At 65.5% G+C, this 25,929-nt stretch carries 25 protein-coding genes; 13 read left to right on the top strand and 12 right to left on the bottom strand.

The genetic code is table 11. The features are described 5' to 3' along the window. Positions 1 to 52 precede the first annotated feature (52 nt). Genes CWS35_RS21635 through CWS35_RS21620 form a run of 5 tightly spaced genes read left to right on the top strand, consistent with a single transcriptional unit; the run spans position 53 to position 3,175 of the window. The gene (locus CWS35_RS21635; RefSeq protein ID WP_100953636.1) at positions 53 to 520 is read left to right on the top strand and encodes a RidA family protein; all 468 of its coding nucleotides are present in this window, start codon (positions 53 to 55) and stop codon (positions 518 to 520) included. A gap of 3 nt (positions 521 to 523) precedes the next feature. Continuing rightward, complete coding sequence (locus CWS35_RS21630; protein WP_100953634.1) at positions 524 to 1,276, top strand: glycerophosphodiester phosphodiesterase family protein; 753 nt, start codon at positions 524 to 526, stop codon at positions 1,274 to 1,276. Position 1,277: 1 nt separating this feature from the next. Then, the gene (locus CWS35_RS39060) at positions 1,278 to 1,457 is read left to right on the top strand and encodes a hypothetical protein (protein WP_145987273.1); all 180 of its coding nucleotides are present in this window, start codon (positions 1,278 to 1,280) and stop codon (positions 1,455 to 1,457) included. Further along, positions 1,444 to 2,694 (top strand): GNAT family N-acetyltransferase, encoded by a 1,251-nt coding sequence (locus CWS35_RS21625; protein ID WP_100953632.1) that lies wholly within the window; start codon positions 1,444 to 1,446, stop codon positions 2,692 to 2,694. Before CWS35_RS39060 ends, CWS35_RS21625 begins: the two co-directional genes overlap by 14 nt. A gap of 55 nt (positions 2,695 to 2,749) precedes the next feature. Beyond that, the gene (locus CWS35_RS21620) at positions 2,750 to 3,175 is read left to right on the top strand and encodes an HIT domain-containing protein (protein WP_024581348.1); all 426 of its coding nucleotides are present in this window, start codon (positions 2,750 to 2,752) and stop codon (positions 3,173 to 3,175) included. A 141-nt stretch (positions 3,176 to 3,316) separates the two neighbouring features. On the opposite strand, the gene tsaA is transcribed toward CWS35_RS21620, so the two are convergent. The 5 genes from tsaA to CWS35_RS21595 form a co-directional block, all read right to left on the bottom strand. Next, a complete protein-coding gene (tsaA, locus tag CWS35_RS21615; protein ID WP_024581347.1) occupies positions 3,317 to 3,808 on the bottom strand; it encodes a tRNA (N6-threonylcarbamoyladenosine(37)-N6)-methyltransferase TrmO in 492 nt (163 codons plus the stop codon). 3 nt (positions 3,809 to 3,811) lie between these two features. Further along, positions 3,812 to 4,795, bottom strand: a complete 984-nt coding sequence (locus tag CWS35_RS21610) for a tripartite tricarboxylate transporter substrate binding protein (protein WP_245438613.1) — start codon at positions 4,793 to 4,795, stop codon at positions 3,812 to 3,814. 61 nt (positions 4,796 to 4,856) lie between these two features. Continuing rightward, positions 4,857 to 5,201 (bottom strand): AzlD domain-containing protein, encoded by a 345-nt coding sequence (locus tag CWS35_RS21605; RefSeq protein WP_024581345.1) that lies wholly within the window; start codon positions 5,199 to 5,201, stop codon positions 4,857 to 4,859. Further along, on the bottom strand, positions 5,198 to 5,950 hold the full coding sequence (locus CWS35_RS21600; protein WP_100953630.1) for an AzlC family ABC transporter permease: 753 nt from the start codon (positions 5,948 to 5,950) through the stop codon (positions 5,198 to 5,200). The genes CWS35_RS21605 and CWS35_RS21600 overlap by 4 nt, the downstream gene beginning before the upstream one ends. Before the next feature lie 205 nt (positions 5,951 to 6,155). Then, the gene (locus tag CWS35_RS21595; RefSeq protein WP_168226360.1) at positions 6,156 to 7,187 is read right to left on the bottom strand and encodes a lytic transglycosylase domain-containing protein; all 1,032 of its coding nucleotides are present in this window, start codon (positions 7,185 to 7,187) and stop codon (positions 6,156 to 6,158) included. 92 nt (positions 7,188 to 7,279) lie between these two features. Here CWS35_RS21595 and CWS35_RS21590 point away from each other — a divergent pair, with 92 nt between their 5' ends. Then, positions 7,280 to 8,209: a glycine/sarcosine/betaine reductase selenoprotein B family protein gene (locus tag CWS35_RS21590; protein ID WP_100953628.1), complete on the top strand. Its 930-nt coding sequence runs from the start codon at positions 7,280 to 7,282 to the stop codon at positions 8,207 to 8,209. A 156-nt stretch (positions 8,210 to 8,365) separates the two neighbouring features. Here the strand turns inward: CWS35_RS21590 and CWS35_RS21585 are convergent, their stop codons facing one another. Further along, a complete protein-coding gene (locus CWS35_RS21585; protein ID WP_100953626.1) occupies positions 8,366 to 9,379 on the bottom strand; it encodes a bile acid:sodium symporter family protein in 1,014 nt (337 codons plus the stop codon). Between the two features lie 105 nt (positions 9,380 to 9,484). On the opposite strand from CWS35_RS21585, the gene CWS35_RS21580 reads away from it, so the two are divergent. Then, the gene (locus tag CWS35_RS21580) at positions 9,485 to 10,336 is read left to right on the top strand and encodes a LysR family transcriptional regulator (protein WP_100953624.1); all 852 of its coding nucleotides are present in this window, start codon (positions 9,485 to 9,487) and stop codon (positions 10,334 to 10,336) included. Between the two features lie 252 nt (positions 10,337 to 10,588). Here the strand turns inward: CWS35_RS21580 and CWS35_RS21575 are convergent, their stop codons facing one another. Continuing rightward, on the bottom strand, positions 10,589 to 11,641 hold the full coding sequence (locus tag CWS35_RS21575; RefSeq protein ID WP_100953622.1) for a phenylacetaldoxime dehydratase family protein: 1,053 nt from the start codon (positions 11,639 to 11,641) through the stop codon (positions 10,589 to 10,591). 30 nt (positions 11,642 to 11,671) lie between these two features. Further along, positions 11,672 to 12,682, bottom strand: a complete 1,011-nt coding sequence (locus tag CWS35_RS21570; RefSeq protein ID WP_024581338.1) for a carbon-nitrogen hydrolase family protein — start codon at positions 12,680 to 12,682, stop codon at positions 11,672 to 11,674. A gap of 206 nt (positions 12,683 to 12,888) precedes the next feature. Between CWS35_RS21570 and CWS35_RS21565 the strand changes: the two genes are divergently transcribed. The 4 genes from CWS35_RS21565 to CWS35_RS21550 all read left to right on the top strand — a co-directional run bounded on the left by CWS35_RS21565 (position 12,889) and on the right by CWS35_RS21550 (position 16,542). Next, positions 12,889 to 13,845 (top strand): helix-turn-helix domain-containing protein, encoded by a 957-nt coding sequence (locus CWS35_RS21565; RefSeq protein WP_024581337.1) that lies wholly within the window; start codon positions 12,889 to 12,891, stop codon positions 13,843 to 13,845. A gap of 216 nt (positions 13,846 to 14,061) precedes the next feature. Then, positions 14,062 to 14,415 (top strand): PilZ domain-containing protein, encoded by a 354-nt coding sequence (locus tag CWS35_RS21560; protein ID WP_024581336.1) that lies wholly within the window; start codon positions 14,062 to 14,064, stop codon positions 14,413 to 14,415. 161 nt (positions 14,416 to 14,576) lie between these two features. Then, positions 14,577 to 15,998: an MFS transporter gene (locus CWS35_RS21555; RefSeq protein ID WP_024581335.1), complete on the top strand. Its 1,422-nt coding sequence runs from the start codon at positions 14,577 to 14,579 to the stop codon at positions 15,996 to 15,998. Positions 15,999 to 16,104: 106 nt separating this feature from the next. After that, positions 16,105 to 16,542 (top strand): hypothetical protein, encoded by a 438-nt coding sequence (locus CWS35_RS21550; RefSeq protein WP_100953620.1) that lies wholly within the window; start codon positions 16,105 to 16,107, stop codon positions 16,540 to 16,542. A 317-nt stretch (positions 16,543 to 16,859) separates the two neighbouring features. Here the strand turns inward: CWS35_RS21550 and clpA are convergent, their stop codons facing one another. Next, entirely contained in the window at positions 16,860 to 19,268 is a 2,409-nt protein-coding gene (clpA, locus tag CWS35_RS21545; RefSeq protein ID WP_100953618.1) for an ATP-dependent Clp protease ATP-binding subunit ClpA, read from the bottom strand. A 258-nt stretch (positions 19,269 to 19,526) separates the two neighbouring features. Continuing rightward, a complete protein-coding gene (gene clpS / locus CWS35_RS21540) occupies positions 19,527 to 19,859 on the bottom strand; it encodes an ATP-dependent Clp protease adapter ClpS (protein WP_024581332.1) in 333 nt (110 codons plus the stop codon). A 498-nt stretch (positions 19,860 to 20,357) separates the two neighbouring features. On the opposite strand from clpS, the gene CWS35_RS21535 reads away from it, so the two are divergent. Next, complete coding sequence (locus CWS35_RS21535) at positions 20,358 to 22,241, top strand: Tad domain-containing protein (RefSeq protein ID WP_100953617.1); 1,884 nt, start codon at positions 20,358 to 20,360, stop codon at positions 22,239 to 22,241. Between the two features lie 75 nt (positions 22,242 to 22,316). Here CWS35_RS21535 and CWS35_RS21530 read toward each other — a convergent pair whose 3' ends face one another. After that, a complete protein-coding gene (locus CWS35_RS21530; protein WP_021078275.1) occupies positions 22,317 to 22,652 on the bottom strand; it encodes a phasin family protein in 336 nt (111 codons plus the stop codon). A 425-nt stretch (positions 22,653 to 23,077) separates the two neighbouring features. On the opposite strand from CWS35_RS21530, the gene CWS35_RS21525 reads away from it, so the two are divergent. Then, positions 23,078 to 24,859 carry a D-alanyl-D-alanine carboxypeptidase gene (locus CWS35_RS21525; protein WP_100953615.1) on the top strand — a complete coding sequence of 594 codons (1,782 nt, stop codon included), beginning with the start codon at positions 23,078 to 23,080 and terminating at the stop codon, positions 24,857 to 24,859. Positions 24,860 to 25,106: 247 nt separating this feature from the next. Here the strand turns inward: CWS35_RS21525 and CWS35_RS21520 are convergent, their stop codons facing one another. Then, positions 25,107 to 25,826 (bottom strand): DnaJ domain-containing protein, encoded by a 720-nt coding sequence (locus CWS35_RS21520; RefSeq protein WP_024581329.1) that lies wholly within the window; start codon positions 25,824 to 25,826, stop codon positions 25,107 to 25,109. Between the last annotated feature and the right edge of the window lie 103 nt (positions 25,827 to 25,929).

Genomic DNA, 25,929 nt, shown 5'->3' with positions numbered 1-25,929 from the left:
CTTGGCCCTGACCGCGTTTCAGGCGTCGTGCAATTCAATTGGGGGATCAGAGATGGCGGGTACCGTCGAACAGAAGCTGGCATCACAGGGCATCACCTTGCCCGAGCCGACCTCCCCGGTCGCAAACTACGTCCCCTTCGTGCGCAGCGGTAACCTGCTGTTCGTCTCGGGTCAGGTCTGCTTCAACGCGGAAGGCAAGCTGATCGCCAAGGGCAAGCTCGGCGCCGGCGTCACCGTCGAGCAAGGCACGGCCGCCGCCCGCGGCTGCGCGATCAACCTGCTGGCCCAGATCAAGGCCGCGCTCGGCGATCTCGACAAGGTCGTGCGCGTGGTTCGGCTCGGCGGCTTCATCAATTCGGCGCCCGACTTCTTCGACGGTCCGAAGGTCCTCAACGGCGCCTCCGACCTGATGGTCGAAGCCTTCGGTGACAAGGGCCGCCACGCCCGCACCACGGTCGGCGTCGCCTCACTGCCCGCGGATGCCGCGGTTGAAGTCGAAGGCGTGTTCGAAGTCGCCTGAGCGATGCGCGCCCCTGAGTGGCTGACCAAACGGCCGGTCGCCCATCGCGGCCTGCATGATGCCGCGCGTGGCATCATCGAGAACATGCCGGCCGCGGCCAACGCCGCGGTCGCCGGCAACTTCGCCATCGAGTGCGACATCCAGCTCACCGCCGACGGCGAGGCCATGGTGCATCACGACGATGCGCTTGGTCGCCTCACCGAAGGTTCGGGGCTCTTGGCGACCAAGACGGCGGCCGAACTGAAGGCGGTCAGGTTCAAGGACACCTCCGAGCAGATGATGACGCTCGGCGATCTCTGCGCGCTGGTCGCCGGCCGCGTCCCGCTGGTGGTGGAGGTGAAGAGCCATTTCGACGGCGACCGCAGGCTGGTGCGGCGGATGGCCGAGGTGCTCGCCTCCTATTCCGGCCCTGTGGTCGGGATGTCGTTCGACCCCGACCAGGTGCTGGCGCTGCGCGAGACCATGCCGGCGCTGCCACGCGGCATTACCGCCCAGCGTACCTATGACGACGGCTACTGGGACAAGCTGTCGCCGGCGCAGCGCGACGGCATGTTGTATTTGCGCCACGGCTTCAACACCCAGCCGCACTTCGTTGCCTTCTGGGTCAACCAGCTCCCGGCACCGGCCCCCTGGATCGCCCGCAACCTGTTCGGCTGTCCGCTGCTGGCCTGGACCGTGCGGACCGCGGAGCAGCGCGAACGCGCCGCGCGCTACGCCGATCAGATGATCTTTGAAGGGTTTGTGCCGGGAACCTGACATGTCCCTTCGCAGCCTTGAAGTCGTCGCTGCGATGCACGATCTTTGCAGGGGCTGGTCAGGCATTGGTCGTCATCGGCGATGGCGGATTGCGGAGCATGATCCGGAAGTGGAGCCAGCTGTTCCGGAAGTTTCATGCTCGGACAAGGCACCGGTCTTCATTCTCGATGGCGTCTTCTGAAATCACCCTGGAAGCTCTAGCTGACATCGGCGCCATTCCGGCGGCCGAGTGGGACGCCTGCGCCAATCCGAAGGCGGACGCGGATAGCATTCACCAGCTCGACACCCTGGCCTCGCCCGGCTCCGCAAGCGATTGCCAGAAGATCGCAGGTTCGAGCTATAACCCCTTCGTTTCCCATGCTTTTTTTGCCGCCGCGGAGGCCTCCAGCTCGGCCTGCCCGCGCACCGGCTGGGGCCCCCGGCATCTGATCGCCAAACTCGACGGCCGGATCGTCGGCGTCGTACCCTGCTATCTGAAATCGCACTCGCAGGGCGAATACGTGTTCGACCGCGGCTGGGCCGAGGCCTATCACCGCGCCGGCGGCAGCTATTACCCGAAGCTCCAGGTCTCAGTGCCGTTCACGCCGGCGACCGGGCCGCGGCTGTTGATCCGGGGCGACGTCGACCGCGAGGTGATCGGCTCCGCTTTGGCGCGCGGCCTGCGGGCGCTCTGCAACGCCACCGAGGCCTCCTCCGTGCATGTGACGTTCGCCCGCGAGGACGAGGCCAGGTTCCTCGGCGCGCATGGCTTCCTGCAACGGACCGACCAGCAGTTCCACTGGCACAATGAAGGCTACAAGACCTTCGACGATTTCCTGGGATCGCTGAACTCGCGTCACCGCAAGGCCATCAAGCGCGAGCGGCGCGAAGCGGTCGCGGCCGGGATCACGATCCACTGGCTGACCGGCTCCGATATCACCGAGGAGGCCTGGGACGCATTCTTCGAGTTCTACATGGAAACCGGCTCGCGCAAATGGGGCCGGCCCTATCTGACCCGCAAGTTCTTCTCGCTGATCGGCGAGAGCATGGCCCGCGACGTGCTGTTGGTGATGGCCAAGCGCGACGGTCGCTGGATCGCGGGCGCGATTAATTTCATCGGCTCGGACACGCTGTTCGGCCGCAACTGGGGTGCGGTCGAGCACCACCCGTTCCTGCATTTCGAGGTCTGCTACTACCAGGCGATCGATTTCGCGGTTCAACGCGGGCTCAAGGTGGTCGAGGCTGGCGCGCAGGGCGAGCACAAGCTGGCGCGCGGCTACCTGCCGCAGACCACCCACTCGGCGCATTTCATCGCCGACCCCGGATTGCGCAACGCGATCGCCGACTACCTCAAGCGCGAGCGCGATTACGTCGCCGAGGTCGGCCGCGAGCTCACCGAGGCCGGCCCGTTCCGCAAGACCGCCGAGGACGACGCTTGACGTTTGGCCCGTGACCGAGACATTAGCCTTCCAAAAAAATTCAGGAGACGCCGCCATGCCCGCCGCCTACGACAATAACAACCCCTTCGCAAAGATCCTGCGCGGCGAGTTTCCCTGCTACAAGGTCTATGAGAACGAGCACGTGCTCGCCTTCCTCGACATCATGCCGCGCTCGCCCGGGCATACGCTGGTGATCCCGAAAGCCCCTGCCCGCAACATTCTCGACATCACGCCGGACGACTACGCCCATGTCGCGCGCGCGGCACACAAGATCGCGGCCGCCGCGATGAAGGCATTCGAGGCCGACGGCATCACCGTGCAGCAATTCAACGAGCCCGCCGGTGGCCAGGTCGTGTTCCACCTCCACATGCACGTGATGCCGCGCAAGGACGGCGTCGCGCTGCTGCCGCCCGCCAGTCTCAAGGAAGACGGCAAGGTGCTGGAGGCGAATGCGGCGAAGCTGATTGCGGCGTTGAAGTGACGCCGTCAGCGTCATTCCGGGGCGCGCCTCTTGGCGCGAGCCCGGAATCCATTCCTCCACGAATCCCGAACTGACGAGCGACCGAGCTGGGGGCGCCATGGATTCCGGGCTCGTCGCTGCGCGACGCCCCGGAATGACGACCTACTCCGTCTCGAAATCGCCCGGCTGCGGCGGGGCCAGCGGGGTAAACTCGCAGCGGTCGGGCTTGACGTCGATCAGCGGCGTCTCGTCGAGGCAGTCGAGGCCGCGGACCAAAATGACGTTGCCCTCGACCCCGACCAGCTTGACGACCGAGGTCCCGATCGGATTGGGCCGCACCGGCGAGCGCAGCGAGAAGGTGCCGCGGGTGTTGCCGTTGTTCTTCGGGCTTTGCAGCACGATGTCGCGACGCGACTGGTGCAGCCAGTACAGCACTTCGAGGTTCGAGTAGAAATCGACGCCCTTGATGGCGGCGACCCAGGGCTCGAAAATCTCCAGCCGGCACACCGGGCCGTCGTGCCGCCCCTGCCGCGGCGTCGCCAGCCGCGAGGTCCAGGGCGTACGGATGCGGCCGATGAAGACGAGCCCGGCATCGCGCGCCGCCGGCATGTCGACGGCGACCTCGCCCTGGCGCAATTCCATTTCACGTACCATGTGTCAGTCCAGCGATATGTTGAGCGCCTTGACCACGCCCGCCCACCGCGCGCGATCGGTATCCACGAACGTGTCGATCTCGGCCTGGCTCTTCGGGCGCAGCGGCGGAAAGCCGATCTTGACCAGCGAAGCGCGAAACGCCTCGTCGTTCAAGGCCCGGTCGAGGCTCGCCTTGATCTTGCCGGCGATCTCGTCAGGCACTTTCGACGGCGCTGCAATACCATACCAGACGCTGACCGCATAATCGGGATAGCCGCTCTCGGCGATCGTCGGCAGAGCCGGCAGGTCGGCAATGCGCGCGGTCGAGCTGACGCCGAGCGCGCGCAGCATGCCGGACTTCACCGGCGGCAGCGCGGTGCCGAGGGTGTCGAACATCAGCTGGATGTTGCCGGACAGCAGATCCTGCAACGCGGGTCCGGCGCCCTTGTAGGGCACATGGGTCATGTCGACGCCGGCCATCTGCTTGAACATCTCGCCGGCGAGATGAACCGTGCCACCGGTCCCCGCCGATCCGAAATTGAGCTTGCCGGGATTTTTCTTGGCGTAGGCGACGAACTCCGCAACGGTCTTGGCCGGCACCGAGGGATTCACCTCCATGATCATCGGAGAATCCGTGATCACCGACAGCAGGCGGAAATCCCGCGTCGGATCGTAGGGCAGCTTCTTGTAGAGCAGCGGGTTGAGCACGAAGATCGAGGCCGCCGTCACGAACAGCGTGTAGCCATCGGGATCGGAGCGCGCCACCGCCTCGGCGCCGATCGCGCCCTGCGCCCCAGCCTTGTTCTCGACCACGACCACCTGCTTAAGATCGCGCCCGAGATATTCGCCGACGACGCGGCCGAGCACGTCGGTCGGTCCTCCTGCGGCATAGGGCACCACCAGCTTGATCGGACGGGCCGGATAGTCGGCCGCGCGCGCCGGCAGCGCCATCGCCGCCAGCAACGCCGTCAAAGCAATAATGAATGGCGATGATGCGCGCCGCTGCATGCCGTTTCCCCGCTGTCTTGTTGTTGGGCAACGAGAGTAGCGGATAATGCGATCGCTGCAATCAGCCGAGCCAGTATTTGCCCGCGATCATGACGACCTCGCCGACGATGACGCCGGCGAAGATCGATTTCCGCGCCAGCATGAACGCGACGAAGCCGGCGGCGACCGAACTGTAGCGCAGCCAGTCCGGCACGCTGGCGAGCGCGCCCGGCGGCTGCACCAGGATCTGCGCGATGATTCCGGCGAGGATCGCGGTGGCGACCGCCCTCACCCAGACCAGCAGCTCGGAGTTCTCGTCGATGCCGCCGCCGAACCACAGGCCGAGCATGCGCCAGATCTGGTTGGGGATGACGCCTGCAACGAACAGGATCGCGAGCGCGTGCCAGTCACCGATGAAACCAGTCACGCGCGCGCCCTCACGGTGCCTGCCCGCGCCCGGTGCACGCCATAGGCAATGGTTCCCGCGACGACGCCGCTGACCAGGATGTCGACGCCGCTGTTCAGCATCGCCGCCAGCGGGAACAGCAGCAGGCCGAGCACCAGTGCGATGACGTCGGCGAGCTCGCGGCAATTACGCGCGGTCGAGAACAGGAAGGCGAGCGGCGTCAGCATCAGCATGCCGGCCGCCAACAGCGGCGTCAGATTGGCCGCGAGCGTATAGCCGATCGTGTTGGCGATCAGGCAGACCGTGACCAGCCCGCAGCCGAGCCCATGGATGAAGGCGATCCGCCGGTTGCGCGGCACCTGCGGCAGGAAGCGGAAGCACTCGACCCACAGCGTCACCGCGGTCAGATGCGCGACCAGGATCAGATGCCGCCGCTTGGTGTCCTCGGTGCGCATCATCGGCAACACCGACACCACCATCGGGAACAGCCGGATCGCGCTGACGGTGACCGCGATCGCCGATTGCAGCACCGTGGCGCCGGAGCCGAGCGTCGTGATCACGATGATCTGCGCCGGCCCCGCCCAGACGAACGCCGTGCTCGCCAGGGTCCAGCCCAGCGAGAATCCGGAATCATGCGCCAGCGCGCCGATGCCGAGATAGGTCGCGAACAGCACCAGCGTCAGCACCGTCGCGCCGATCGACCGCGCGCCCCACAGGAAGGCGCGGAACGAGGTCTGCCATTGCGGAGAATCGAGCGGAGGAAGCGCCACGGGGAACCGGATGGTTTTGCAATCGCGGCGGCTTAGGGCGCGATGAAAGCAGGGTCAAGCAAGGGATGGCACAGGTCCGGTATGCAGTGGCGATAACCCCACTCGTCATTGCGAGCGAAGCGAAGCAATCCATTGCTCCGCTTGCTCGGACAGATCGATTGCTTCGTCGCTTCGCTCCTCGCAATGACGTGGAGAAGTCCGTGCCTCACGCCCGGTTCTTCAGCACGAAGCACGCGCCGCCCGCCTTGCGGATGCGGCTGCACAGGCCGTCGGCCTCGGGCCGGCTGTCGGCGCCGATCCGCACCTGGTAGAACGTCGCGCTGCCACGGCTGCGCAGCCGCGACGAGAGCAGGCTCGGATCCTGGTCGCCGATGACGTTGGACAGCCGCTTGATGGCACGGGCATACATCGCAAGCGCCTTGTCGCGGCTGAAGCCGGCGGCGAGCTGCACGCCCCAGACCTTGGCCGCCGACAGCGTGATGTGCTGCTCGAGCCCGGCCACGAACGGATTGGGCGCTCGCTTCAATAACGCCATCAACTCGCGGCAGCTCTTGGCCGGCGGACGCTCCGGCATCTTGCCGTTGTTGCGGGCAGCGGCAGCCCAGTCGTCGACGCTCGAGCCGGTGATCGCGGAGACGTAGTTGCGCGTCTCCTGCGGCATCGCCCCGGTGCCGGCGAGCCAGTCCTGCACGCGGCGCGGGCCGGCATTGTAGGCCGCCGCCGCGAGGCCGAGATTGCCGAACTGGTTGCGCAGCTCGCTGAGGAATTCGGCCGACTTCGGCAATGCCTGCACGGGATTGAAGGGATCGAGCAGCCCGCGCTCGTTCGCGGTGCCCGGCATGAACTGCGCGATGCCCTGCGCGCGCTGGCCGTTGCGGGTGATCGGGCCGATCGCATCGGCCTGGAAGCGGCTCTCCTGCCAGATCACGCGCGCGAAGAATTCGAGCGGCAGGTCGTTGGCCCGTGCCGCCGATTCGATCATCAGGCACATCGCCTCGCGGGTGTCGCTCTCGCGCGCGTCGTCCGCGGGCTTGTCGGCCGCCGCGGGCGGCTCGGCAGGCGTCGCCGGCATGTCCACTGGGGCTGCGGCAGGTTTCTCCGCCGGTGGCGCCGGTGGTGTGGGCTGCTCGGCGGGGGCCGGCTCAGGCTTCGCGGCAGGCGCGTCCTCCGCCCCGGCACCGAGCGTCGGCACCAGCATCACAAGCAGGACCAATGCGGCGCAAAGACCTGTTCGCATGGCAAATCTGTTCCCGCGCTGGCGCGGCTTGACACCGCAAGCTCGTGGTCTAGCTATGGACTGAAATGATGGCGCGCAAAAGGGAGCGCAAAATGGCCGCAGCTTCAGACGATCAAACCGGCTTTGCCCCCGACGACGACGCCCCGATCGGCTACATGAAGCGGACCCGCGATTATTACGCGGCGATCGGCTACACCACCCCCTACCGCTGGGCGCATTACACCTTGGCGCCGTTCCAGCCGCTGAACAAGCCGCTGAAGCAGTCCCGCGTCGCCATCATCACGACGGCGGCGCCGTTCGATGCGGCCAAGGGCGACCAGGGTCCGGGCGCGAAATACAATGGCGGCGCCAAGTTCTATTCGGTCTATGACGGCGACACGTCGCAGCAGCACGACCTGCGGATTTCGCACATCGCCTATGACCGCACCCATACCACGGCGACCGACAGCGGCACCTGGTTCCCGCTGGCGCAGCTCAAGCGCCTCGCTGCGGCCGGCATGATCGGCGAAGTCGCGCCGCGCTTCTTTGGCGCACCGACCAACCGCAGCCACCGCGTCACCATCGAGACCGACGCGCCCGAGATCCTCGAGCGCTGCCGCGACGACAAGGTCGACGCCGCGGTGCTGGTGCCGAACTGCCCGGTGTGCCACCAGACCGTCAGCCTGGTGGCACGCCATCTCGAGGCCAACGGCATCCCGACCGTTGTGATGGGCTGCGCCAAGGATATCGTCGAGCACGCCGCGGTGCCGCGTTTCCTGTTCTCCGATTTCCCGCTCGGCAATTCCGCCGGCAAGCCGCATGACGAGGCCTCGCAGGCGTTCACGCTGGAGCTCGCGCTGCGCGTGCTGGAGTCCGCGCCGGGTCCGCAGACCACCGTGCAGTCGCCGCTGCGCTGGAGCGCGGATGCATCGTGGAAGCGCGATTACAGCAACGCCGAGGCGCTGAGTGCGGACGAGCTGGCACGGCTGCGCCGCGAATTCGACGCGCAGAAGGAAATCGCGAAGGGCCTGCGCGTCGCGTAGCGCCGGGCGTTTGGGCGCATCGCTCGCCAAACTGACGGTGTCGTCGCCCGGCTCGACCGGGCGATCCAGTATTCCGGAGACATCAGTTGGTCGCGGAGAAGCCGCGGCGTACTGGGTCCCCCGGTCGAGCCGGGGGACGACAGCGGGAGGCTTGGCTCAATGCGCCTTAACCAGCACCGGCACTGCGCCGCGCGTGGCCGCCTCCTCCGCACCCGCATAATGCCGCGCCAGCGCCGCGCAGGTCATCAGCTGGATCTGGTGAAACAGCATCAGCGGCAGCACGATCAACCCGACCGACTGGCCGACGAGCAGCACGCTCGCCATCGGCAGGCCGCTCGCGAGCGACTTCTTCGAGCCGCAGAACATGATGGCGATGCGGTCGGCGCGTGAGAAGCCAAGCAGCTGGCTGCCGAAATTGGTGATCAGCAGCACCACCGCCAGCAGCACCGCGTCGAGGCCGAGCACGATCGCCATCTGCGTCGCGTTGACCTGGTGCCAGATGCCATGGCTGACGCCGTCGCTGAACGCGGTGTAGACGATCAGGAGGATCGAACCGCGGTCGACCAGGCCGAGCACCGCATGATGCCTGGCAACGAAGCCGCCGATCAGCGGCCGCGACAATTGTCCCGCCACGAACGGCAGCAGCAACTGCACGACGATGTCGAGCGCGGCGTTGCCGGAGAACCCGCCATGGCTGGAGAGCAGCACGCCGGCCAGCAGCGGCGTCGCGACGATGCCGAGCAGATTGGAGGCGGTCGCCGAGCACAACGCCGCCGAGACATTGCCACCCGCGATCGAGGTGAAGGCGACCGAGGACTGCACGGTCGACGGCAGGATGCAGATCAGGATCACGCCCGCCCACAACGCCGGCGTCAACAGATGCGGCGCCAGCGCATGGGCCGCGAGCCCGAGCAGCGGGAACAGGCCGAAGGTCGAGAGGAAGATCACCAGATGCAGCTTCCAGTGCCGGGCGCCGACCAGCGCCTCGGTGGTCGACAGCCGGGCGCCGTGAAGGAAGAACAGCAGCGCGATCGCGAGATCGGTGGCGTAGCCGCCGATCTCGGTGCCCTGCCCGTGCAGCGGCAGCAGCGTGGCAAGGCCGACCATGCCGACGATGGCGGCGATGTAGGGATCGACGGGCACGAATGATCGCAGGCGGCTGAGGGTCATGGTCAATTCCTTTCCTTGGGTGAAAGGTGCGCCTGACCATGTCGATTGTGAACCGCGCTTACCGGTGTTATTGTCATTACGTTATGTAATGACGAGATCGCCGCCATGCTCGACCCAACCCAGCTCGAGACGTTCCTCACCGTGGCGCAGACGCAGAACTTCACCGAGGCCGGCCGCCGGCTCGGCCTGAAGCAGTCGACGGTGAGCCAGCACATCCGCAAGCTCGAGGCCGCCGCCGGCCGCCGCCTGTTCGTGCGCGACACCCATTCGGTGGTGCTCACCGCCGACGGCGAGGCGATGACCGGCTTCGCGCGCCCGATCCTCGAGGCCAATGCGCGCGCCCGCGATTACTTCGCGGGGTCGCAGGTGCGCGGCAAGGTCCGGTTCGGCGCCGCGGAGGATTTTGCCAGCTCGCGCCTGCCAGATCTGTTGCGCGATTTCGTCCGCCGCCATCCGCAGGTCGATCTCGAGCTGACGGTGGGCTTGAGCGCCGTGCTGTACCAGCAGTTCGATGCCGGCGAGCTCGACCTCGTGCTGGGCAAGCGCCGGCCCGGCGACGCGCTCGGACAATTGGTGTGGCAGGACCGCCTGGTATGGACCGGCGCACCCGGCATGCGGCTCGATCCCGAGCAGCCCCTGCCCCTGATCCTCTACGCGCCGCCGAGTGTCAGCCGCAGCGTGGTGCTGGAAGCGATGGGGCGGTCCGGACGGCCCTGGCGCATCGTCTGCTCCAGCGGCAGCTTGAGCGGGCTGCGCGCCGCGGCGCTGGCCGGCCTCGGGATCACGCCGCAGGCCCAAGGCTTCATCCCGGACGGATTGGACACGGTGCAGGACTCGGGTTTGCCGCCACTCGGCAGCGTCGAATTCGTGGTTCGCACAGCGCGCCGGACCAAGCGCGGCCCGGCAATCGAACTGGCGCAGGCGATCACCGCGCAAGGCGGCCGGCTACGGCCGTAGAGATTCGTTCGGGTCGAGCAACGGCCTCAACTTCACCTCGCCCCGCGTGCGGGGAGAGGTCGGAACGCATCGCCAGATGCGTTCCGGGTGAGGGGGAGTCTCCGGATCCACCGCTATCACCGTATGCGCGGAGACAGCCCCTCACCCCAACCCTCTCCCCGTAAGAACGGGGCGAGGGAGCCCACCGTCATCGCGGCCGCTATTGAACCAGATGTCATCAGGCCCTACCCGATCGGAACGCTGTTCCGGAGATTACGCGGGCTGCTCAGCCGTCACCTGCACCGCGCCGAGCATGCCGGTGCGCTCGTGGCAGCCGAGATACTCGAAGAACTGCTCGTCGGCGGCGGCGACCGTGACCTCGTGATACAGCCTGAGCCTGGCGCTCGGCCCGAGCGTCGACAGATACTTCATCGCCGCGCCGAAGATCCGGACATGGGTCGGATGCGATTCCGCCCAGCGCTCCAGCGCCGCGAGGCTCTTCCACCAGCTCTGGCCGTAGGACTTTTCCGTCACTCGCCCGTCGGCATCGACGACGCGCATGTAGCGGTTGGCGTAGCAGCCGATCGGCACGCCGTCGTCGCGCAGGAAATCCATCCCCTCGCGCAGCACCGGCTCGACATCGTCGAGATACATCTTGCGCTCGGAGGCCTCGGTGTCGCTCCAGTCCTGCCCGGAGCGGATCAGGCAGAGATTGTCATGTGCGACCACCCGGATGCGCGCACCGTCATGGATCGCGCGCGGCTCGCCGCCCGGAATCATCGCGTCGGTCTGCGACAACGGAATGCGGTCGCGCATGCCACCCCAATAGGCGTGCTCCTGCACCTCGCCGCTCATGCCGTCGGCAAGCACCGCGACGCCCTCCGGGCGGCCCAGCGAAGAAAACAGCGTCTCGTAGCGCGCCACTTGCGGCCGCAGCACCTCGATGAAACGGCCGACGCCATCGGCGGTGCCGCTGCCGGTCCAGGCCTCGCGGGCGCCGTCGAACCAGGCATCGAAACGTTTGGCATCGTCCCAATAGGCGACCGAGACGACATTGGTGAAACCGGCCTGGTCGACATATTGCGCGCGGTCCCAATGCGTCGGCCCGTTCTCTCCGGCAAAGCGCGTTGCGATCTGCGCCAGTGCCGCGGTCAACGTCGCGGTCGGCGCGCCGCGAACCTGCGCCCCGAAATAGGCCATGATCACGCTGGCGACCGCGGGCTTGTGGCGCGCGACGAACGACGGATAAGGCGGTGTGTAGTCGTCGGGCACGCGACGATGACGGGAGCGCGCCGTCTGCAAATGCGAGGGAATGGCGGATTCCATGACAGTCGCCTCCAGTTGGATGTCCGGGGTTCAGCTCGCAGCCGCGTCGATCTCCTCGAGACTGTCGAGCGGCAGCGCGAAATGCTCGACGCGCTTGGAGGGCTTCTTGTTCAACAGCAGGCGGGTGACATCGGGCCGCGAATAATGCCCGGCCGGATCGGCGGCATTCTTGGCGATCCCGATCGCACCGAGATCGATGTCGGCGAGCAGCAGGCCTTCCTGATCGGGCGGCAACTTCTCGGCGATCGAGCTGCCGTCGGGCCCATAGATCGCGGCGTGCCCGCCGCCGACATGCAGCAGCGCGTGCTTGTCGTCGCGATCGCACATCTCGTCGACCATCGCCTGTGAGACCGTGGCGCAGGGCGCCAGCACGAAGCACGAGCCCTCCACCGCATAGACGCGCGAGGCCGCGTTGTTGACCTCCCAGCCGAGCGCCGGCGCAAACGGATCGTACAGCGAGAAGCTCGGCCAGGCCGCGACGTGCACCTGCTCGTTCTGGGCATACATCGCGTATTTCGACAGCGGTTGCAGATGCTCCCAGCAGCACAGCGCGCCGAGCCGGCCGATGCCGGGACGGTCGTGCACCGCAAGGTCGCTGCCGTCACCCTCGCCATAGACGGTGCGCTCGGCATGGGTCGGCCGCAGCTTGCGCCGCTTGGCAATGGTCTCGCCGTCAGGTCCGATCAGCCATTGCGCGAGATAGAGGCTGCCGCCGTCGCGCTCGGAGAGGCCGAGCACCGCGGTCATGCCGGCCTTCTTGACCGCAAGACGCAGCTTCTCGGCTTGCGGACTATCGTAGGACAGGGAGTTATCGAAATAGCGCTGCACGAAACCGCGGCCGATCGCCCAGGCCGGCGAGTCCAGCCAGATGTACCAGGGATAGCCGGGGATGAAGGCTTCGGGGAACGCGATCAGCTTCGCCCCCTTGGCGGCGGCTTCCTCGATCAACGCAATGCTCTTGGCGATCGAGCCGTCGAGATCGAGCCAGGCCGGCGCCGCCTGCACCACCGCAACACGATATTTCGGATGTTCGATGCCCATGATGTCCTCCTCGCAGCCGACGCTGCCGGCCGGTTCGTGCTTGATCGGCCGCAGCCGCTTCTGACATCATGCTGCCCCGGGACCGGGAACGCCGTTCGACCAGGACGGAAGGAAAATTCGACTACGGAGGAGATTTCCCGGCCCCGCCCGGTACGAAGCTTGCTTTGTTTGCGTGGCCAGCGTTGCACTCGTGAAGGGAGGAAACCATGCCGGCCCTGTTCACCACCGAAGGCGCGCCCACCCACCGGCGCCTCGCGCTCTGGCAGGACATCGTTTGCGATGTCTTCGTGCAGCTCGACTGCAAGTCCGACCTCGGCACCGCCTTCCACGGCGCCATCACCAGCGCGCAACTGGGCGCGGTGAAATGCTCGGTGGTGTCGTCGAGCCAGCAGCGCGTGCTGCGAACGCCGTCGCGGATCGCGCGCGCCAGCGAGGATTTCGTGCTGTTCGCGCTCGGCCGCAGCGGCACGGGCGGCGTCGTGCAGGACGGCCGCGAGACCGTGATCGGGCCGGGCGAGTTCGCGTTCTACGACACCACGCGGCCCTATGAGCTGCGCTTCAACGACGACTTCACCCAGATCATCTTCCAGGTGCCGCGCGCGATGCTGCACCGGCGCTTCGCCGGCACCCAGGGCCTCACCGCGACCACCTTCGCAGCGGACCGTCCGGTGCAGCGGCTCGCCTGGCAGTTCATCACGGGGCTTTCCGAGATCGCCGACCGGCTCGATCCGGACAACGCGATCCGGCTCGCCGATCAGGCCGCCGACCTGCTCGCGATGGCGATCAGCGAGCGGCTCGGCGGCGCAGCGCTGCCCGCATCGACGCATCGCTCCGCCCTGCTCTACCGGCTGAAGGCCCATGTGCTCGCGCATCTGCCGAATCCCGATCTCGGCCTTAACGAGACCGCCGCAGCGCTCGGCATCTCGCCGCGCTACGTCAACAGCCTGCTCGCCGACGAGGCCACCTCGTTCCAGCGCTTCGTGCTGGCGGAGCGGCTGGAGCGCTGCAAGCGCGACCTCGCCGCGCCGGCGCATGCGCATCGCCATATCGGCGAGATCGCGTTCGCCTGGGGCTTTAACGATCTCTCGCATTTCGGCCGCGTGTTCCGCGAGCATTACGGGCTGTCGCCGCGGGATTGGCGGCAGAGCCGGCTGCCGAATTAAAGCGCTTTCGCACGAGACGGATACCGGTTCACGTTAAGGAAACGCGTCAACAAGAGGAGCTGGTGCCTGGGGCTCCTTTGCGGCGCAAAATAGCCGTGAATCCCGACCTTCACAGATGCAAACAATTTACACTAACTGCAACGGGTTCCTCGCGCGCCCTTCTTTTCGCTGACACGGGCCGGTACAGTCCTGCCGTTCATTTGAGGAGGATTTCCCATGCAGGACCGGCGCCAGAGCGTTCGTGACAAGGTGTTCTACGGTGCGGTTGCGGAGATCAATGAGCGCGGCTCGACCCGGGATTGCGTCGTCCGCAACATCAGCGAAGGTGGCGCCTGCGTGGAGTTCGGCGATGCCGCCCGGCTGCCCGAAGAAATGAACCTCAGCATTGCCCGCAAGGGCCGCTCGTTCCTGGCGCGCCTGATCTGGCGGCAGGCCAACAAGGTCGGCCTCGCCTTCCGGATCATGACCTCGGACACGCCGGTGAGCGATCTCGACGAGCGGGTCCGCCGCAGCGAGATCAAGAAGCGGCAATTGCAGCAACGCATCAAGGAATTGCTGGGCCAAAGCTGAACCAAGGCTGAACCAGGACTGAGTCGCCACGTTCCGCACCTCCCAGATCCACTCCTGCCCCACCGTTCGCAGCCGGCCCGGCATTTTTCGGGGGTTGCAAAGGTCTGGCCAATCCAGCATGCGGTACCTACCGCTGCTGGAACCGAGAGCCATTGCACTAGATGTCGTCCGCACCAATCGAGCATGCCGACGGCCTGCCGCTACCCCAACGCAACTGGGCCATTCTGACGATCGCGCTCGGCCTTGTGATGGCCGTGGTCGATGGCTCGATCGCCAACGTCGCGCTGCCGACCATTGCCCGGGATCTTGACGCCAGCCCCGCCTTCTCGATCTGGATCGTCAACGGCTATCAGCTGGCGATCACGATCTCGCTGCTGCCGCTGGCCTCGCTTGGCGAGATCATCGGCTATCGCCGGGTCTATCTGGCTGGGCTGCTGCTGTTCACGCTGGCGTCGCTGTTCTGCGCGCTGTCGCACACGCTGCCGCTGTTGACGATCGCCCGCATCCTGCAAGGATTTGGCGCCGCCGGAATCCTCAGCGTCAACACCGCGCTGGTGCGCTTCATCTATCCGCATTCGCAGCTCGGCCGCGGCATCGGCGTCAACGCGCTGGTGGTCGCGATCTCGGCCGCGGTCGGCCCGACCATCGCCTCGTTCATCCTGGCGGTCGGAACCTGGCCGTATCTGTTCGCCATCAACGTCCCGCTCGGCGTCGTCACGCTGGCGCTGGGCTGGCGCTTCCTGCCACACACCCGGCCCGCGGTGCACGCTTTCGACTGGCTGAGCGCCGCCCTGAGCGCGATTGCGTTCGGCTTCGGCATCAGCGCGATCGACAGCGCCGGCCATGGCGAGGCGCTGTATCTGTGCGCGCTGGAATTCGCCATCGCCGTGGTCGCCTCGCATTTGCTGTACCGGCGGCAGTTGAACCTGCCCTCGCCGCTGCTGCCGGTCGACCTGCTGCGAATCCCGATCTTCGCGCTGTCGATCGGCACCTCGATCGCCTCGTTCTGCGGCCAGATGCTCGCCTTCGTCGCGATGCCGTTCTACCTCGAAAGCCATTTCGGCTATTCGGCGGTGCAGATCGGCCTCCTGATCACGCCCTGGCCGATCGCGGTCGCCTTCGCCGCCCCGCTCGCCGGCTGGCTGGTCGAGCGCTATCCGGCCGGCCTGCTCGGCGGCATCGGCCTTTTGATCTTCGCGGCCGGATTGGGCACGCTGGCGTTCATGCCGGCCAATGCGACCCCGATCGACGTGATCTGGCGCATGGCGCTCGCCGGTGCCGGTTTTGGCCTGTTCCAGACCCCCAACAACCGCACCATGATCGCCGCTGCGCCGCGCGAGCGCTCCGGCGGCGCCAGCGGCATGCTGGGCACCGCCCGCCTGCTCGGCCAGACCATCGGCGCCGCTTTGGTGGCGCTGCTGCTGGCGCGCTTCCCGGCTGACGGCACAAGGCTCTCGCTGATGGTCGGCGTCGGCTTCGCGCTGGTCGGCGCCATGCTGAGCATGTTGCGGCTGTCCTCCACCGGCAGCCGCGGCGCCGAGCGGGTGCGCATCCAGGAGGGACAGCGGTTGAAGGGCGAGTGAGGCGATCCGTCGAGCAACAATCCGCCATGCGATTGCGCGACACACTCTGGGAGCAGCCGTCCCACCTCAGGTTCGAGCTTGGTGGCAACCCACAAGGTACGCGGCGATGCAGGACTTCAATCGAAGCGAATATACTCAGCTGAAGAAGTTCCTCTCGTTCTATGTTGAACGATACATGCCGATGCAGACTCTGCCGCCGGAGCAGCAGCCTCCGGCTGTCTTGGAGGCCATGGAAAAGAGAAGCCCTCGAATGGCTTTCCAGGGACTACGTCAAGCGATCAATGATTGCGTAGAACGTTCCTCGTTTTTTGATCCAGTTAAAGTTGCAAAATTGGATGCCGAGCTGATCAGCCGCGGGATCATCACGCTCTCAGAATTGCGCAAACGATACTCGCGAGGTTACGCCAATATCCTCAAGCGAGGGCGGATCAAGAACGATACCGAGTTCAATTTGCTTCAGAACGTCATCAACGATCCGACCGAAAAATCCCCTGACGAACTTGAACTGCTTGCAAAGTTGCTATCCGACTATGAGGGAGCTTAAGCAGGGGCTCAGCTAAAAGCCTGATGAGATTAGGTTGAGCTGGAACGGCGTCGGAAGGTCACCTCTCCCTTGGGAGAGGTCGATTTGCGCAGCAAATCGGGTGAGGGATTACGGTCTATCGAGAGAGCAAGAGCCCTCACCCGGATTGCTTCGCAATCCGACCTCTCCCCGGCGGGGAGAGGTGAAGCAAGGCGGCGCCGAGCCGATTCAATCAAGAACTCGCCTCCGGTTTAGCCGCCGCTATGCTCCGACGGTACGATGGCAAACAAAAAGGCCGGCTGTTGAGCCGGCCTTTTCGATTCACATTCGCTTTCGCTTCAGGCCTTGACCATCGGCCCCTTGGAGACCGGCCCCTTGGTGCCGCCTCCGCCGCCATTGTTCGGGCCACCCTTCGGCGGCTTGCGCTTGCGCGGCGGCAGGTTCTCGGGCTTCGGCGTGACCGGGCCCTCGACATACTCGAAGCCGATCTTGTCCTTGGCGGTCGCCTCGTCCTTGACCAGGATGACGCGGACGTGTCCGCCACCCTTGAGCTGGCCGAACAGCACCTCATCCGCGAGCGGCTTCTTGATGTGCTCCTGGATGATGCGCGCCATCGGACGCGCGCCCATCTGCTCGTCATAGCCGTGCTCGATCAGCCAGGCCTTGGCGGGCTCCGACAGTTCGATCGTGACGTCGCGGTCGGCGAGCTGCGCCTCGAGTTGCAGCACGAACTTCTCGACCACCATGCCGATGACGTCGGCATTGAGGTGCGCGAACGAGACGATCGCATCCAGCCGGTTGCGGAACTCCGGCGCGAACTGCCGGTTGATCGCCTCGTGGTCGTCGCCTTCCCGCTTCGAGCGCGTGAAGCCGAAGGCCTGCCGCGCGAGATCGGCCGCGCCCGCATTCGTGGTCATGATCAGGATCACGTTGCGGAAGTTGACCTGCTTGCCATTGTGGTCGGTGAGCCGGCCGTGATCCATGATCTGCAACAGCACGTTGTACAGATCCGGATGCGCCTTCTCGATCTCGTCGAGCAGCACCACGCAATGCGGATGCTGGTCCACGCCATCGGTGAGCAGGCCGCCCTGGTCGAAGCCGACATAGCCGGGAGGCGCGCCGATCAGGCGCGACACGGTGTGCCGCTCCATGTATTCGGACATGTCGAAGCGCAGCAGCTCGACGCCGAGCGTCGCCGCCAATTGCTTCGCCACCTCGGTCTTGCCGACGCCGGTTGGACCCGAGAACAGATAGCAGCCGATCGGCTTCTCCGGCTCGCGCAGGCCGGCACGCGCCAGCTTGATCGATGCCGACAGCGACTCGATCGCCTTGTCCTGACCGAACACCGTGCGCTTCAGGGTCTGCTCGAGATGCTTGAGCACCTCGGCATCGTCCTTCGACACGCTCTTCGGCGGGATCCGCGCCATGGTCGCGATCGTGGTCTCGATCTCCTTGATGCCGATCGTCTTCTTGCGCTTGTTCTCGGCAACCAGCATCTGCGCCGCGCCGGACTCGTCGATCACGTCGATCGCCTTGTCGGGCAGCTTGCGGTCGTGGATGTAGCGCGACGACAGCTGCACCGCCGCCTCGATCGCCTCATTGGTGTACTTCAGCCGATGGTAATCCTCGAAGTAAGGCTTCAAGCCCTTGAGGATCGCGATGGCGTCTTCCACCGTCGGCTCGTTGACGTCGATCTTCTGGAAGCGCCGCACCAGCGCGCGGTCCTTCTCGAAGTGCTGACGATATTCCTTGTAGGTGGTCGAGCCCATGCAGCGGATCGTTCCCGAAGCCAGCGCCGGCTTCAGCAGATTGGATGCATCCATCGCGCCGCCCGACGTTGCACCGGCGCCGATCACGGTGTGGATCTCGTCGATGAACAGGATCGCGTTCGGATGCGCCTCCAGTTCCTTGAGGACCTGCTTCAGCCGCTCCTCGAAGTCACCGCGATAGCGCGTGCCGGCGAGCAGCGTGCCCATGTCGAGCGAGAACACGGTCGCAGCCGCGAGCACCTCGGGCACATCGCTGTCGACGATGCGCTTGGCGAGGCCTTCGGCGATCGCGGTCTTGCCGACGCCGGCTTCACCGACGAACAGCGGATTGTTCTTCTGGCGGCGGCACAAGACCTGGATCGCACGGTTGATCTCGGCATTGCGGCCGATCACCGGATCGATCTTGCCGTCGCGCGCCTTCTTGTTGAGGTTGACGCAATAGGTCTCGAGCGCCTCGCCCTTCTTCTTGGCGTCCTCGTTGCCCTTGGTCTCGGTTTCCTCGTCGACGCCGCGCACCGGCCGCGCCTCGGAGACGCCGGGCCGCTTGGCGATGCCGTGGCTGATGTAGTTCACCGCGTCGTAGCGCGTCATGTCCTGCTCTTGCAGGAAATACGCGGCGTGGCTCTCGCGCTCCGCGAAGATCGCGATCAGCACGTTGGCGCCGGTCACTTCCTCGCGTCCCGACGACTGGACGTGAATCACCGCGCGCTGGATCACGCGCTGGAACCCGGCGGTCGGCTTCGCGTCGTCGGCGCCGTCGGTCACCAGGTTTTCGAATTCGGTCTCGAGATAGTTGACGAGGCTGGTCCTGAGCTTGTCGAGATCGACGCTGCAGGCCCGCATCACCGCCGCCGCATCCGAGTCGTCGATCATCGACAGCAGCAGATGTTCCAGCGTCGCGTATTGATGGTGACGCTCGTTCGCGATCGCCAATGCACGGTGCAGCGATTGTTCAAGGCTTTGAGAAAAAGTTGGCATTCGCGTCCTCTATGGCCCCCGGCCATCATGATCGCCATTACCGGGTCAGGCAATAACAACCTTCGTGATCGCCTCTGATATAGTTACGACGGATCGTGGCGAAAGACCGGCCCCGATGCGATGGTTTTCCTCTAAATTGCAGGCATCGGCACGCCGCATCCGGCCACACCCCGTGAGCATACGGGACGTGCGTTTCCGTCATAAAACGCGATGCAAGACCCGTTCCGCTTGCCGCGGCGGATCAATCGTTCCAGCGAACTATTTCTTTTCCATCACACATTGCAGTGGATGCTGATGCTTGCGCGCGAAGTCCATGACCTGCGTCACCTTGGTCTCGGCGATCTCATAGGTGAACACGCCGCACTCGCCGATCCCGTGATGGTGAACGTGCAGCATGATCTGGGTCGCCGCTTCCGCGTCCTTCTGGAAGAATCGTTCCAGCACGTGGACGACGAACTCCATCGGCGTGTAGTCGTCGTTCAGGATCAGGACGCGATACAGGTTCGGGCGCTTGGCCTTCGGCTTGACCTTGGTGATGACCGAAGTCGATGGACCGTTGCCCGCGCCGTTGCGGTTGTCGTCATTGTTCATGTTCGGCGCCGGCGCGGCGGACACCGCCGGCGTGGACGAAACCGGTTCGGAAATCAGGACTGTCGACGTGGATCGCAACATTGGCTCAGGCGTTCGAATTCCCCGGGGGAACCGGATGACGATTGGAAGGTGGCTGCGATCACCGCAAGGTCGATCGCGGAGCCCCCAGCAATGCTTTCCAGATTGCCGCTCCCGGTTCGATCCGGCGGCCGGATCGACCACCCGAATATGGGCCTCGGGAGGCCCTGCCGCAAGCGCAGAACCGCCGCGGCCCACCGGTCCGATTCCCGGCGCGACAACCTCGGCAAGGTTAACCATTTCTGGCTGATTTGACAAAGGAGTCGGACATCCGGTTTAGCGGGCATTGAGGATAGCGGGTGCTTTTGCCCTGCTTTTAATCCTCCGCCGGGCCAGCGGCGGGGTTTACGGGCCCCGATTCACTTTCTGTTTAGCCGCGCTCGTCGAGATGGCCGCGCAATCCATTTCGATGAGAGCGTCATGCTTGGTTCAGCCATTTTCGATCGCGTTCGCGCGGCTGCCCGCCGGTTTTCCAGGGCGACTGACGGCAATGTCGCAGTGATCTTCACCCTCGCGCTGCTACCGATCTTCGCCTTCGTGGGCGCCGCGGTCGACTACACCCGCGCCAACAACGCCCGTACCTCGATGCAGTCGGCGCTGGATTCCACCGCGCTGATGCTGTCCAAGGACCTGACCATGGGCGTCATCAAGCCCGCGGATATCCCGAGCAAGGCCCAGAACTACTTCAACGGCCTCTACACCAACAAGGACGGCCAGGGCGCGACCGTCCAGGCCACCTACACGACCGCCACCGCGAATTCCGCGGCGACCATCCTGCTGAGCGGCTCCGGCTACATCAATACCTATTTCGTGCAGGTCGCCGGCCTTCCCTCGACGATGAATTTCGGCACCACGACGACCACCACCTGGGGCAACGTCAAGATGCGCGTCGCGCTCGCGCTCGATAATACGGGCTCGATGCGGGACAATGGCAAGATTACCGCGTTGCGAAACGCGGTGGCCGGCACCGGCGGCCTGATCGACCAGCTGAGCGCACTCAGCAAGAACAACGGCGACGTCTATATCTCGGTCATCCCGTTCGCGAAGGTCGTCAACCTCGGCTCCAGCAACTATGGCCAGAACTATCTCGACTGGACCGACTGGCTCAATCCGCCGACCACACAGCCCAACAACGGCAGCACCCAGGCGAGCCTGCCGATGAACTGGCATGCAGTCGGACCCGGCGCGCGATGCCCGTGGACCAACGGCAGCGGCGGCTTCACCTGCACGAAGAGCCCGACCAGTTCGTCCAGCACGACCTACATCCCCTCGAGCGGGACGTATTCGGGCTACATTTGCCCGAGCGTCGATTACAATTCGCACACGCTTTACAATGGCTGCTGGGTCAGCACGCAAGTCGGCACCGGCGTGTTCTGCTCCGGCTCGAACTCGTGTGCATGCCCGACGGATTCCACGGGCAATGCGGTGTCCGGCTGCAGCTGCAAAACTTCCGGTGGCGTCTACCAGTGTACCGGCAAGCTCTATACGCACGACTGGACCCAGCCGGGCCCCAACGACAACATCAACAACAAGAACCAGCCCCGGGTCAGCGCCGTGGTCGGATGGACCAACAACCAATGGACGTCGACCAACAAGACGCCGACGGTGGTGAACAACTGGCAGCAGCCATCCACCAACCCGATCAGCAATTGGACGGGCTGCGTCACCGACCGCACCCAGCCGAATGATGCGACCGGCGTGCTGCCGACGTCGTCGGACGTCACCACGCTGTTCCCGGCCAACGAATACTACGAGAACAGCACCGCCTATTGTAACAGCAGTGTCTCGACGCCGCTCGGGCCCGTCATCCCGCTGAGCTACGACTGGAGTTCGCTGAAGAACGCGGTCAACGCGATGCAGCCGACCGGCGGCACCGACCAATCGGTCGGGCTCGCCTGGGCATGGCAGTCGCTGCTGGTCGGCGGCCCGCTCAACACGCCGGCGGAGGACTCCAACACGACCTACAACCGGGTCATCATCCTGCTGTCCGACGGTCTGAACACCGAGGACCGCTGGCCCGACTATGGCGACGGCAGCTCGCAGGCCTCGGGCAATCCGATCGATGCCAGGCAGACGCTGCAATGCCAGAACCTCCAGGCCGCGAAGGATTCCAAAGGCCTGCCGATGTACACGATCTACACCATCCAGGTGAACACGAGCTCGCCCGCCGATCCGACCTCGACCGTCCTGAAGAACTGCGCCAGCAGCCCCGACAAGTTCTACATGCTGACCAGTTCGACCCAGATCCTGACGACCTTCAACACGATCGGCACCGCGCTGAGCAAGCTGCGACTGGCGAAGTAATCCGCGCACGCCCGGCACAACAAAAAAGCCCGGCCGCAACGGCCGGGCTTTTCGTTTGTCTCGATCGGGGCGAGCTTACTGAGCCGGCGCGAACTTGGAGACCAGGCCTTCATAGGGCTTGAAGGTCTGCTTGGCGCAGTCGCTGTACAGGCCGGCGATCTTCTGCGATTCCGCGACGAAGGTCTCGTAGGACGAGCGCAGGTATTCGGTCTGCGCCTCGAGCGCCTTGTCCAGCGACTTCACGCCCGACAGCTTCTCGACGAACGACTTGGTGTCCTCGAAGGACTTCTTGGCGTAGTCGCCATAGGCGGTGGCGATGGCCTGGACGCCGCTCTGCAGATTGTTCGCGGACGCGGTGACCGACTCGAAATGCTCTTTGCCGTAGTTCTGAATGTCTTCGATCTTGACCATGGATGGAATTCCTTTTCCCAGACTCTAAAGGCGTAAAATTCCCATTGCCGGGAAGCTCCCGGCCCCCTGACGTCGATCGGAATATCGCATCGCACAATTATGTCAACAAATATTGTGCGACGCACAATGACAATCGCCCGAATCTTGGGCATTTGCGATAAACCCCGGGGACCACGCAACGGTTGCTTAATCTTTTGGAAACTCGGGCCGCCTAACCTGATTCCTGGACTTTGTTCGCCTTCCGACAAGCAGCCTAGAAACCTGTTTGTGAACAACATCTTAGCTAGAAGAGCGACCTGAGCCGCCATGAGGGCCGATGGACCTGCCCGAAGTGGTTCGTTGCGCAGGCAAGGATCGACGGCCGCCGGGCACAATTTCGCCCCACGAGCCGGTGATCAAGAACAGAACTTGGGACGGGGAAGTAGATGCTTCGAACAACCTTTGCCTCCTCGCGGGCGCTGCGAGTTGGCGTTCTTGGGCTCGTGACCGTCACGACGGCGATCCTGATCACGAGTGACAGCGCCGAGGCGCGCCGTCACCGCCGCCACGCTGCGCGTCACCATCACAGCGAGTCCGCGCGCGAAAGCTACAGCCCGCAATTCGCCTCGATCATCGTCGACGGCAACACCGGTTCGGTGCTCACGTCCAACAGTCCCGACGGTCTGCGGCACCCCGCTTCGCTCACCAAGATCATGACGCTCTATCTGCTGTTCGAGCGCCTCGAGTCCGGCAAGATGAAGCTCGACACCGAGATGCCGGTTTCCGAGCATGCGTCCGAACAGGACCCGACCAAGCTCGGCCTGCGCCCCGGCCAGACCATCAGGGTCGAAGACGCCATCAAGGGCCTGGTCACCCGCTCCGCCAATGACGCCGCGGTCGTGATCGCCGAAGCGATCGGCGGCAGCGAAGACGACTTCGCGCGGATGATGACCCGCAAGGCCCGCGCGCTCGGCATGAGCCGGACCACCTATCGCAACGCCTCGGGCCTGCCCAACGACGAACAGATCACCACGGCGCGCGATCAATCGACGCTTGGCCGCGCCATCCAGGATCGCTTCCCGCGCTACTACCGCTACTTCTCCACCACCGCCTTCAATTTCCGCGGCCGCACCATCACCGGCCACAATCACCTGCTCGGCAGTGTCGACGGCGTCGACGGCATCAAGACCGGTTACACCCGCGCCTCCGGCTTCAACCTCGTGACCTCGATCCACCGTGGCAACCGCTTCCTGGTCGGCGTGGTGCTCGGCGGCCGCAGCGGCGGTTCGCGCGATGCCATCATGCGCAACCTGCTGGCCGAGAACATCGGCAAGGGCGGCACCACGCGCACCGTTGCTGCGATCACCGAGCGCAACCCGGCTGACGCCAATGTCGAAGTCGCCGACGCGGACAATGGACGCGGCGCGGACGTCTCGCCGGTCGCAGCGTCGGAGCCCGCGGCGGCCGCCATGCCGGCGCCGCGCCCGGCCAAACCCTCGCTGTTGGCGGCAGCCGCCGCCGCGCTGCCGCTGCCCCCGGCCAAGCCCGAGCCGCAGGCCAAGCCCGAACCGGCGCCGCTGACCTCGGGCGTGATCCAGACCCAGCAGCTCGCCGCGATCCCGGGTTCGGCTGAACCGATGAAGCCGGTCAAGGTGAAGACCGTGCAGGTCAAGGCCGGCCAGGTCAGGCTTGCCGCTGCCGGCCCCGCGCCGTCCGCGCCGCCGATCACCAACACGATCCCCTCGCGCGGCGAGGTTCCCGAGACCTCCAACGCGATGATGGCACGGGCTGCCGAGACCTCGCGGCCCGATATGCCGCCGCAGCCGGCCAATTTCGGCACCGGCAACGGCATCCTCGGCGTGCTGCCGGCTTCGAGCATGCGCGCGCCCGCCCCGGCGGCGCCGCAGGCCGTGGCCTCGATCGAACCCACCCGCGGACTGCAAGCCTCCCCGCAGACCAGCTCCGCCAAGCCAAGCGCCGCGCACACCGGCTGGATCATCCAGGTCGGCGCGCTGGAGTCCGAGATCGAGGCCAGCAAGCGCATCGACCTCGCGCGCAGCTCGGCCCGCGGCCTGCTCAACAAGGCGGATCCGTTCACCGAGGTCGTCGCCAAGGACAATCGCAAGCTCTATCGCGCCCGCTTCGCCGGCCTCGAGCGGGATCAGGCCGAGGCGGCCTGCAAGACGCTGAAGCGCGCCGAGATCTCCTGCATCACCGTTCGCAACTGATCGAACGTCCCGACTGATTTCAAAGGGCCGGCGCCACCAGCGCCGGCCCTTTTGCTTTGCATGGCGGCCGCGCGACAATCGCGCGCGTCCTCGCCGCGATGCGAACCACGAAAACTTCTCGTCAAGAATTTACGGTTAAGTTTTCCCGAAACAACGATCGACCACGCCGGACAGCGGCGGGCGAGACGGGGCATCAATCAGACACGGAAGGCGGCTCTCGGCTGTGGCGTTGGTAGCGTAGCCGGAGTTAGAGATGCGTGCGAAGCAGAGTATCCTTGGCCTCGTTGACACGGGCAGCAAGGTACGTCGAGCCCCCCTGGTCGGGATGGAGTTTCTTCATCAAGGTGCGGTGAGCCCGGCTGATGTCGTCACGCGACGCGCCCGGTTGCAGGCCAAGGATCTGATAGGCCTCCTCGTTCGTCATTTTGCCGCCCGCCGCCGCCCGGCCGTGCCCCCCTGCCCGGTCGCCCTGAGCGTCCTGACGCCAGGCGGGAAAGCGGCGGTCCAGATAGCTTTCAAGTAGCGCGACGCTCTCGGCGTCGAAGCTCGGGACCATCGCCAGCAGCTGCGAGAGGTCGAACTCGTCGAGCATGCGGCCGGCCTGCGGTCCGGCCACGATCTGGCCGGTGAGCACGCCGCTGGCATGGTCGAGGCTCATATCGAGATATTGCGAGCGCACCCGCGAGCTTTGTCCCTGCGAGCGCGAACCGCCGAACATGCCGCCGAGATTGCGGAAACCGGTGGTCCCGAACGGCGACCAGCCGAGCAGCCCGGCGCCGAAGATACCCAGCGGAATCGCGACCGCCAGTTCGCCGCGCACACCGGTGAAGGCGGCAACGGCCAGCGCGAGCACGCCGCCGACGATCTTGATTGCACGCGCAAGCACGGCGGGATTGGCCGCGCGAAACATCTGGAGCGCGGAATAGAGGACGACAACAGCGACGACGCCGGCGATCAGGGTTGGCATGCGCGGAATATAGGCGGCCCGGCGGCAAAAAGCATGCGAAGCTTCGTCTCACCGGAGCGTGAAGCACAGCCGCGTGGCGCGGGCGCGGACGATTGACTACCCT

Source organism: Bradyrhizobium sp. SK17, from assembly GCF_002831585.1.
Taxonomy (GTDB): Bacteria; Pseudomonadota; Alphaproteobacteria; order Rhizobiales; family Xanthobacteraceae; genus Bradyrhizobium.
The sequence above is the reverse complement of the archived record's forward strand: the minus strand, read 5'-3'. Positions and strand labels throughout refer to the sequence as shown.

Bases quoted from the DNA above. Each gene is read 5' to 3' on its own strand.
- CWS35_RS21625 (WP_100953632.1), top strand. From the start codon at position 1,444: ATGGCGTCTTCTGAAATCACCCTGGAAGCTCTAGCTGACATCGGCGCC.
- CWS35_RS21580 (WP_100953624.1), top strand. From the start codon at position 9,485: ATGCTCGACCCAACCCAGCTCGAGACGTTCCTCACCGTGGCGCAGACG.
- tsaA (WP_024581347.1), bottom strand. From the start codon at position 3,808: ATGGTACGTGAAATGGAATTGCGCCAGGGCGAGGTCGCCGTCGACATG.
- CWS35_RS21520 (WP_024581329.1), bottom strand. From the start codon at position 25,826: ATGCCAACCCTGATCGCCGGCGTCGTCGCTGTTGTCGTCCTCTATTCC.
- CWS35_RS21535 (WP_100953617.1), top strand. From the start codon at position 20,358: ATGCTTGGTTCAGCCATTTTCGATCGCGTTCGCGCGGCTGCCCGCCGG.
- CWS35_RS21560 (WP_024581336.1), top strand. From the start codon at position 14,062: ATGCAGGACCGGCGCCAGAGCGTTCGTGACAAGGTGTTCTACGGTGCG.
- CWS35_RS39060 (WP_145987273.1), top strand. From the start codon at position 1,278: ATGTCCCTTCGCAGCCTTGAAGTCGTCGCTGCGATGCACGATCTTTGC.
- CWS35_RS21620 (WP_024581348.1), top strand. From the start codon at position 2,750: ATGCCCGCCGCCTACGACAATAACAACCCCTTCGCAAAGATCCTGCGC.
- CWS35_RS21635 (WP_100953636.1), top strand. From the start codon at position 53: ATGGCGGGTACCGTCGAACAGAAGCTGGCATCACAGGGCATCACCTTG.
- CWS35_RS21550 (WP_100953620.1), top strand. From the start codon at position 16,105: ATGCAGGACTTCAATCGAAGCGAATATACTCAGCTGAAGAAGTTCCTC.
- CWS35_RS21570 (WP_024581338.1), bottom strand. From the start codon at position 12,682: ATGGGCATCGAACATCCGAAATATCGTGTTGCGGTGGTGCAGGCGGCG.
- CWS35_RS21585 (WP_100953626.1), bottom strand. From the start codon at position 9,379: ATGACCCTCAGCCGCCTGCGATCATTCGTGCCCGTCGATCCCTACATC.
- CWS35_RS21590 (WP_100953628.1), top strand. From the start codon at position 7,280: ATGGCCGCAGCTTCAGACGATCAAACCGGCTTTGCCCCCGACGACGAC.
- clpA (WP_100953618.1), bottom strand. From the start codon at position 19,268: ATGCCAACTTTTTCTCAAAGCCTTGAACAATCGCTGCACCGTGCATTG.
- clpS (WP_024581332.1), bottom strand. From the start codon at position 19,859: ATGAACAATGACGACAACCGCAACGGCGCGGGCAACGGTCCATCGACT.
- CWS35_RS21595 (WP_168226360.1), bottom strand. From the start codon at position 7,187: ATGCGAACAGGTCTTTGCGCCGCATTGGTCCTGCTTGTGATGCTGGTG.
- CWS35_RS21525 (WP_100953615.1), top strand. From the start codon at position 23,078: ATGCTTCGAACAACCTTTGCCTCCTCGCGGGCGCTGCGAGTTGGCGTT.
- CWS35_RS21610 (WP_245438613.1), bottom strand. From the start codon at position 4,795: ATGCAGCGGCGCGCATCATCGCCATTCATTATTGCTTTGACGGCGTTG.
- CWS35_RS21530 (WP_021078275.1), bottom strand. From the start codon at position 22,652: ATGGTCAAGATCGAAGACATTCAGAACTACGGCAAAGAGCATTTCGAG.
- CWS35_RS21565 (WP_024581337.1), top strand. From the start codon at position 12,889: ATGCCGGCCCTGTTCACCACCGAAGGCGCGCCCACCCACCGGCGCCTC.
- CWS35_RS21555 (WP_024581335.1), top strand. From the start codon at position 14,577: ATGTCGTCCGCACCAATCGAGCATGCCGACGGCCTGCCGCTACCCCAA.
- CWS35_RS21575 (WP_100953622.1), bottom strand. From the start codon at position 11,641: ATGGAATCCGCCATTCCCTCGCATTTGCAGACGGCGCGCTCCCGTCAT.
- CWS35_RS21630 (WP_100953634.1), top strand. From the start codon at position 524: ATGCGCGCCCCTGAGTGGCTGACCAAACGGCCGGTCGCCCATCGCGGC.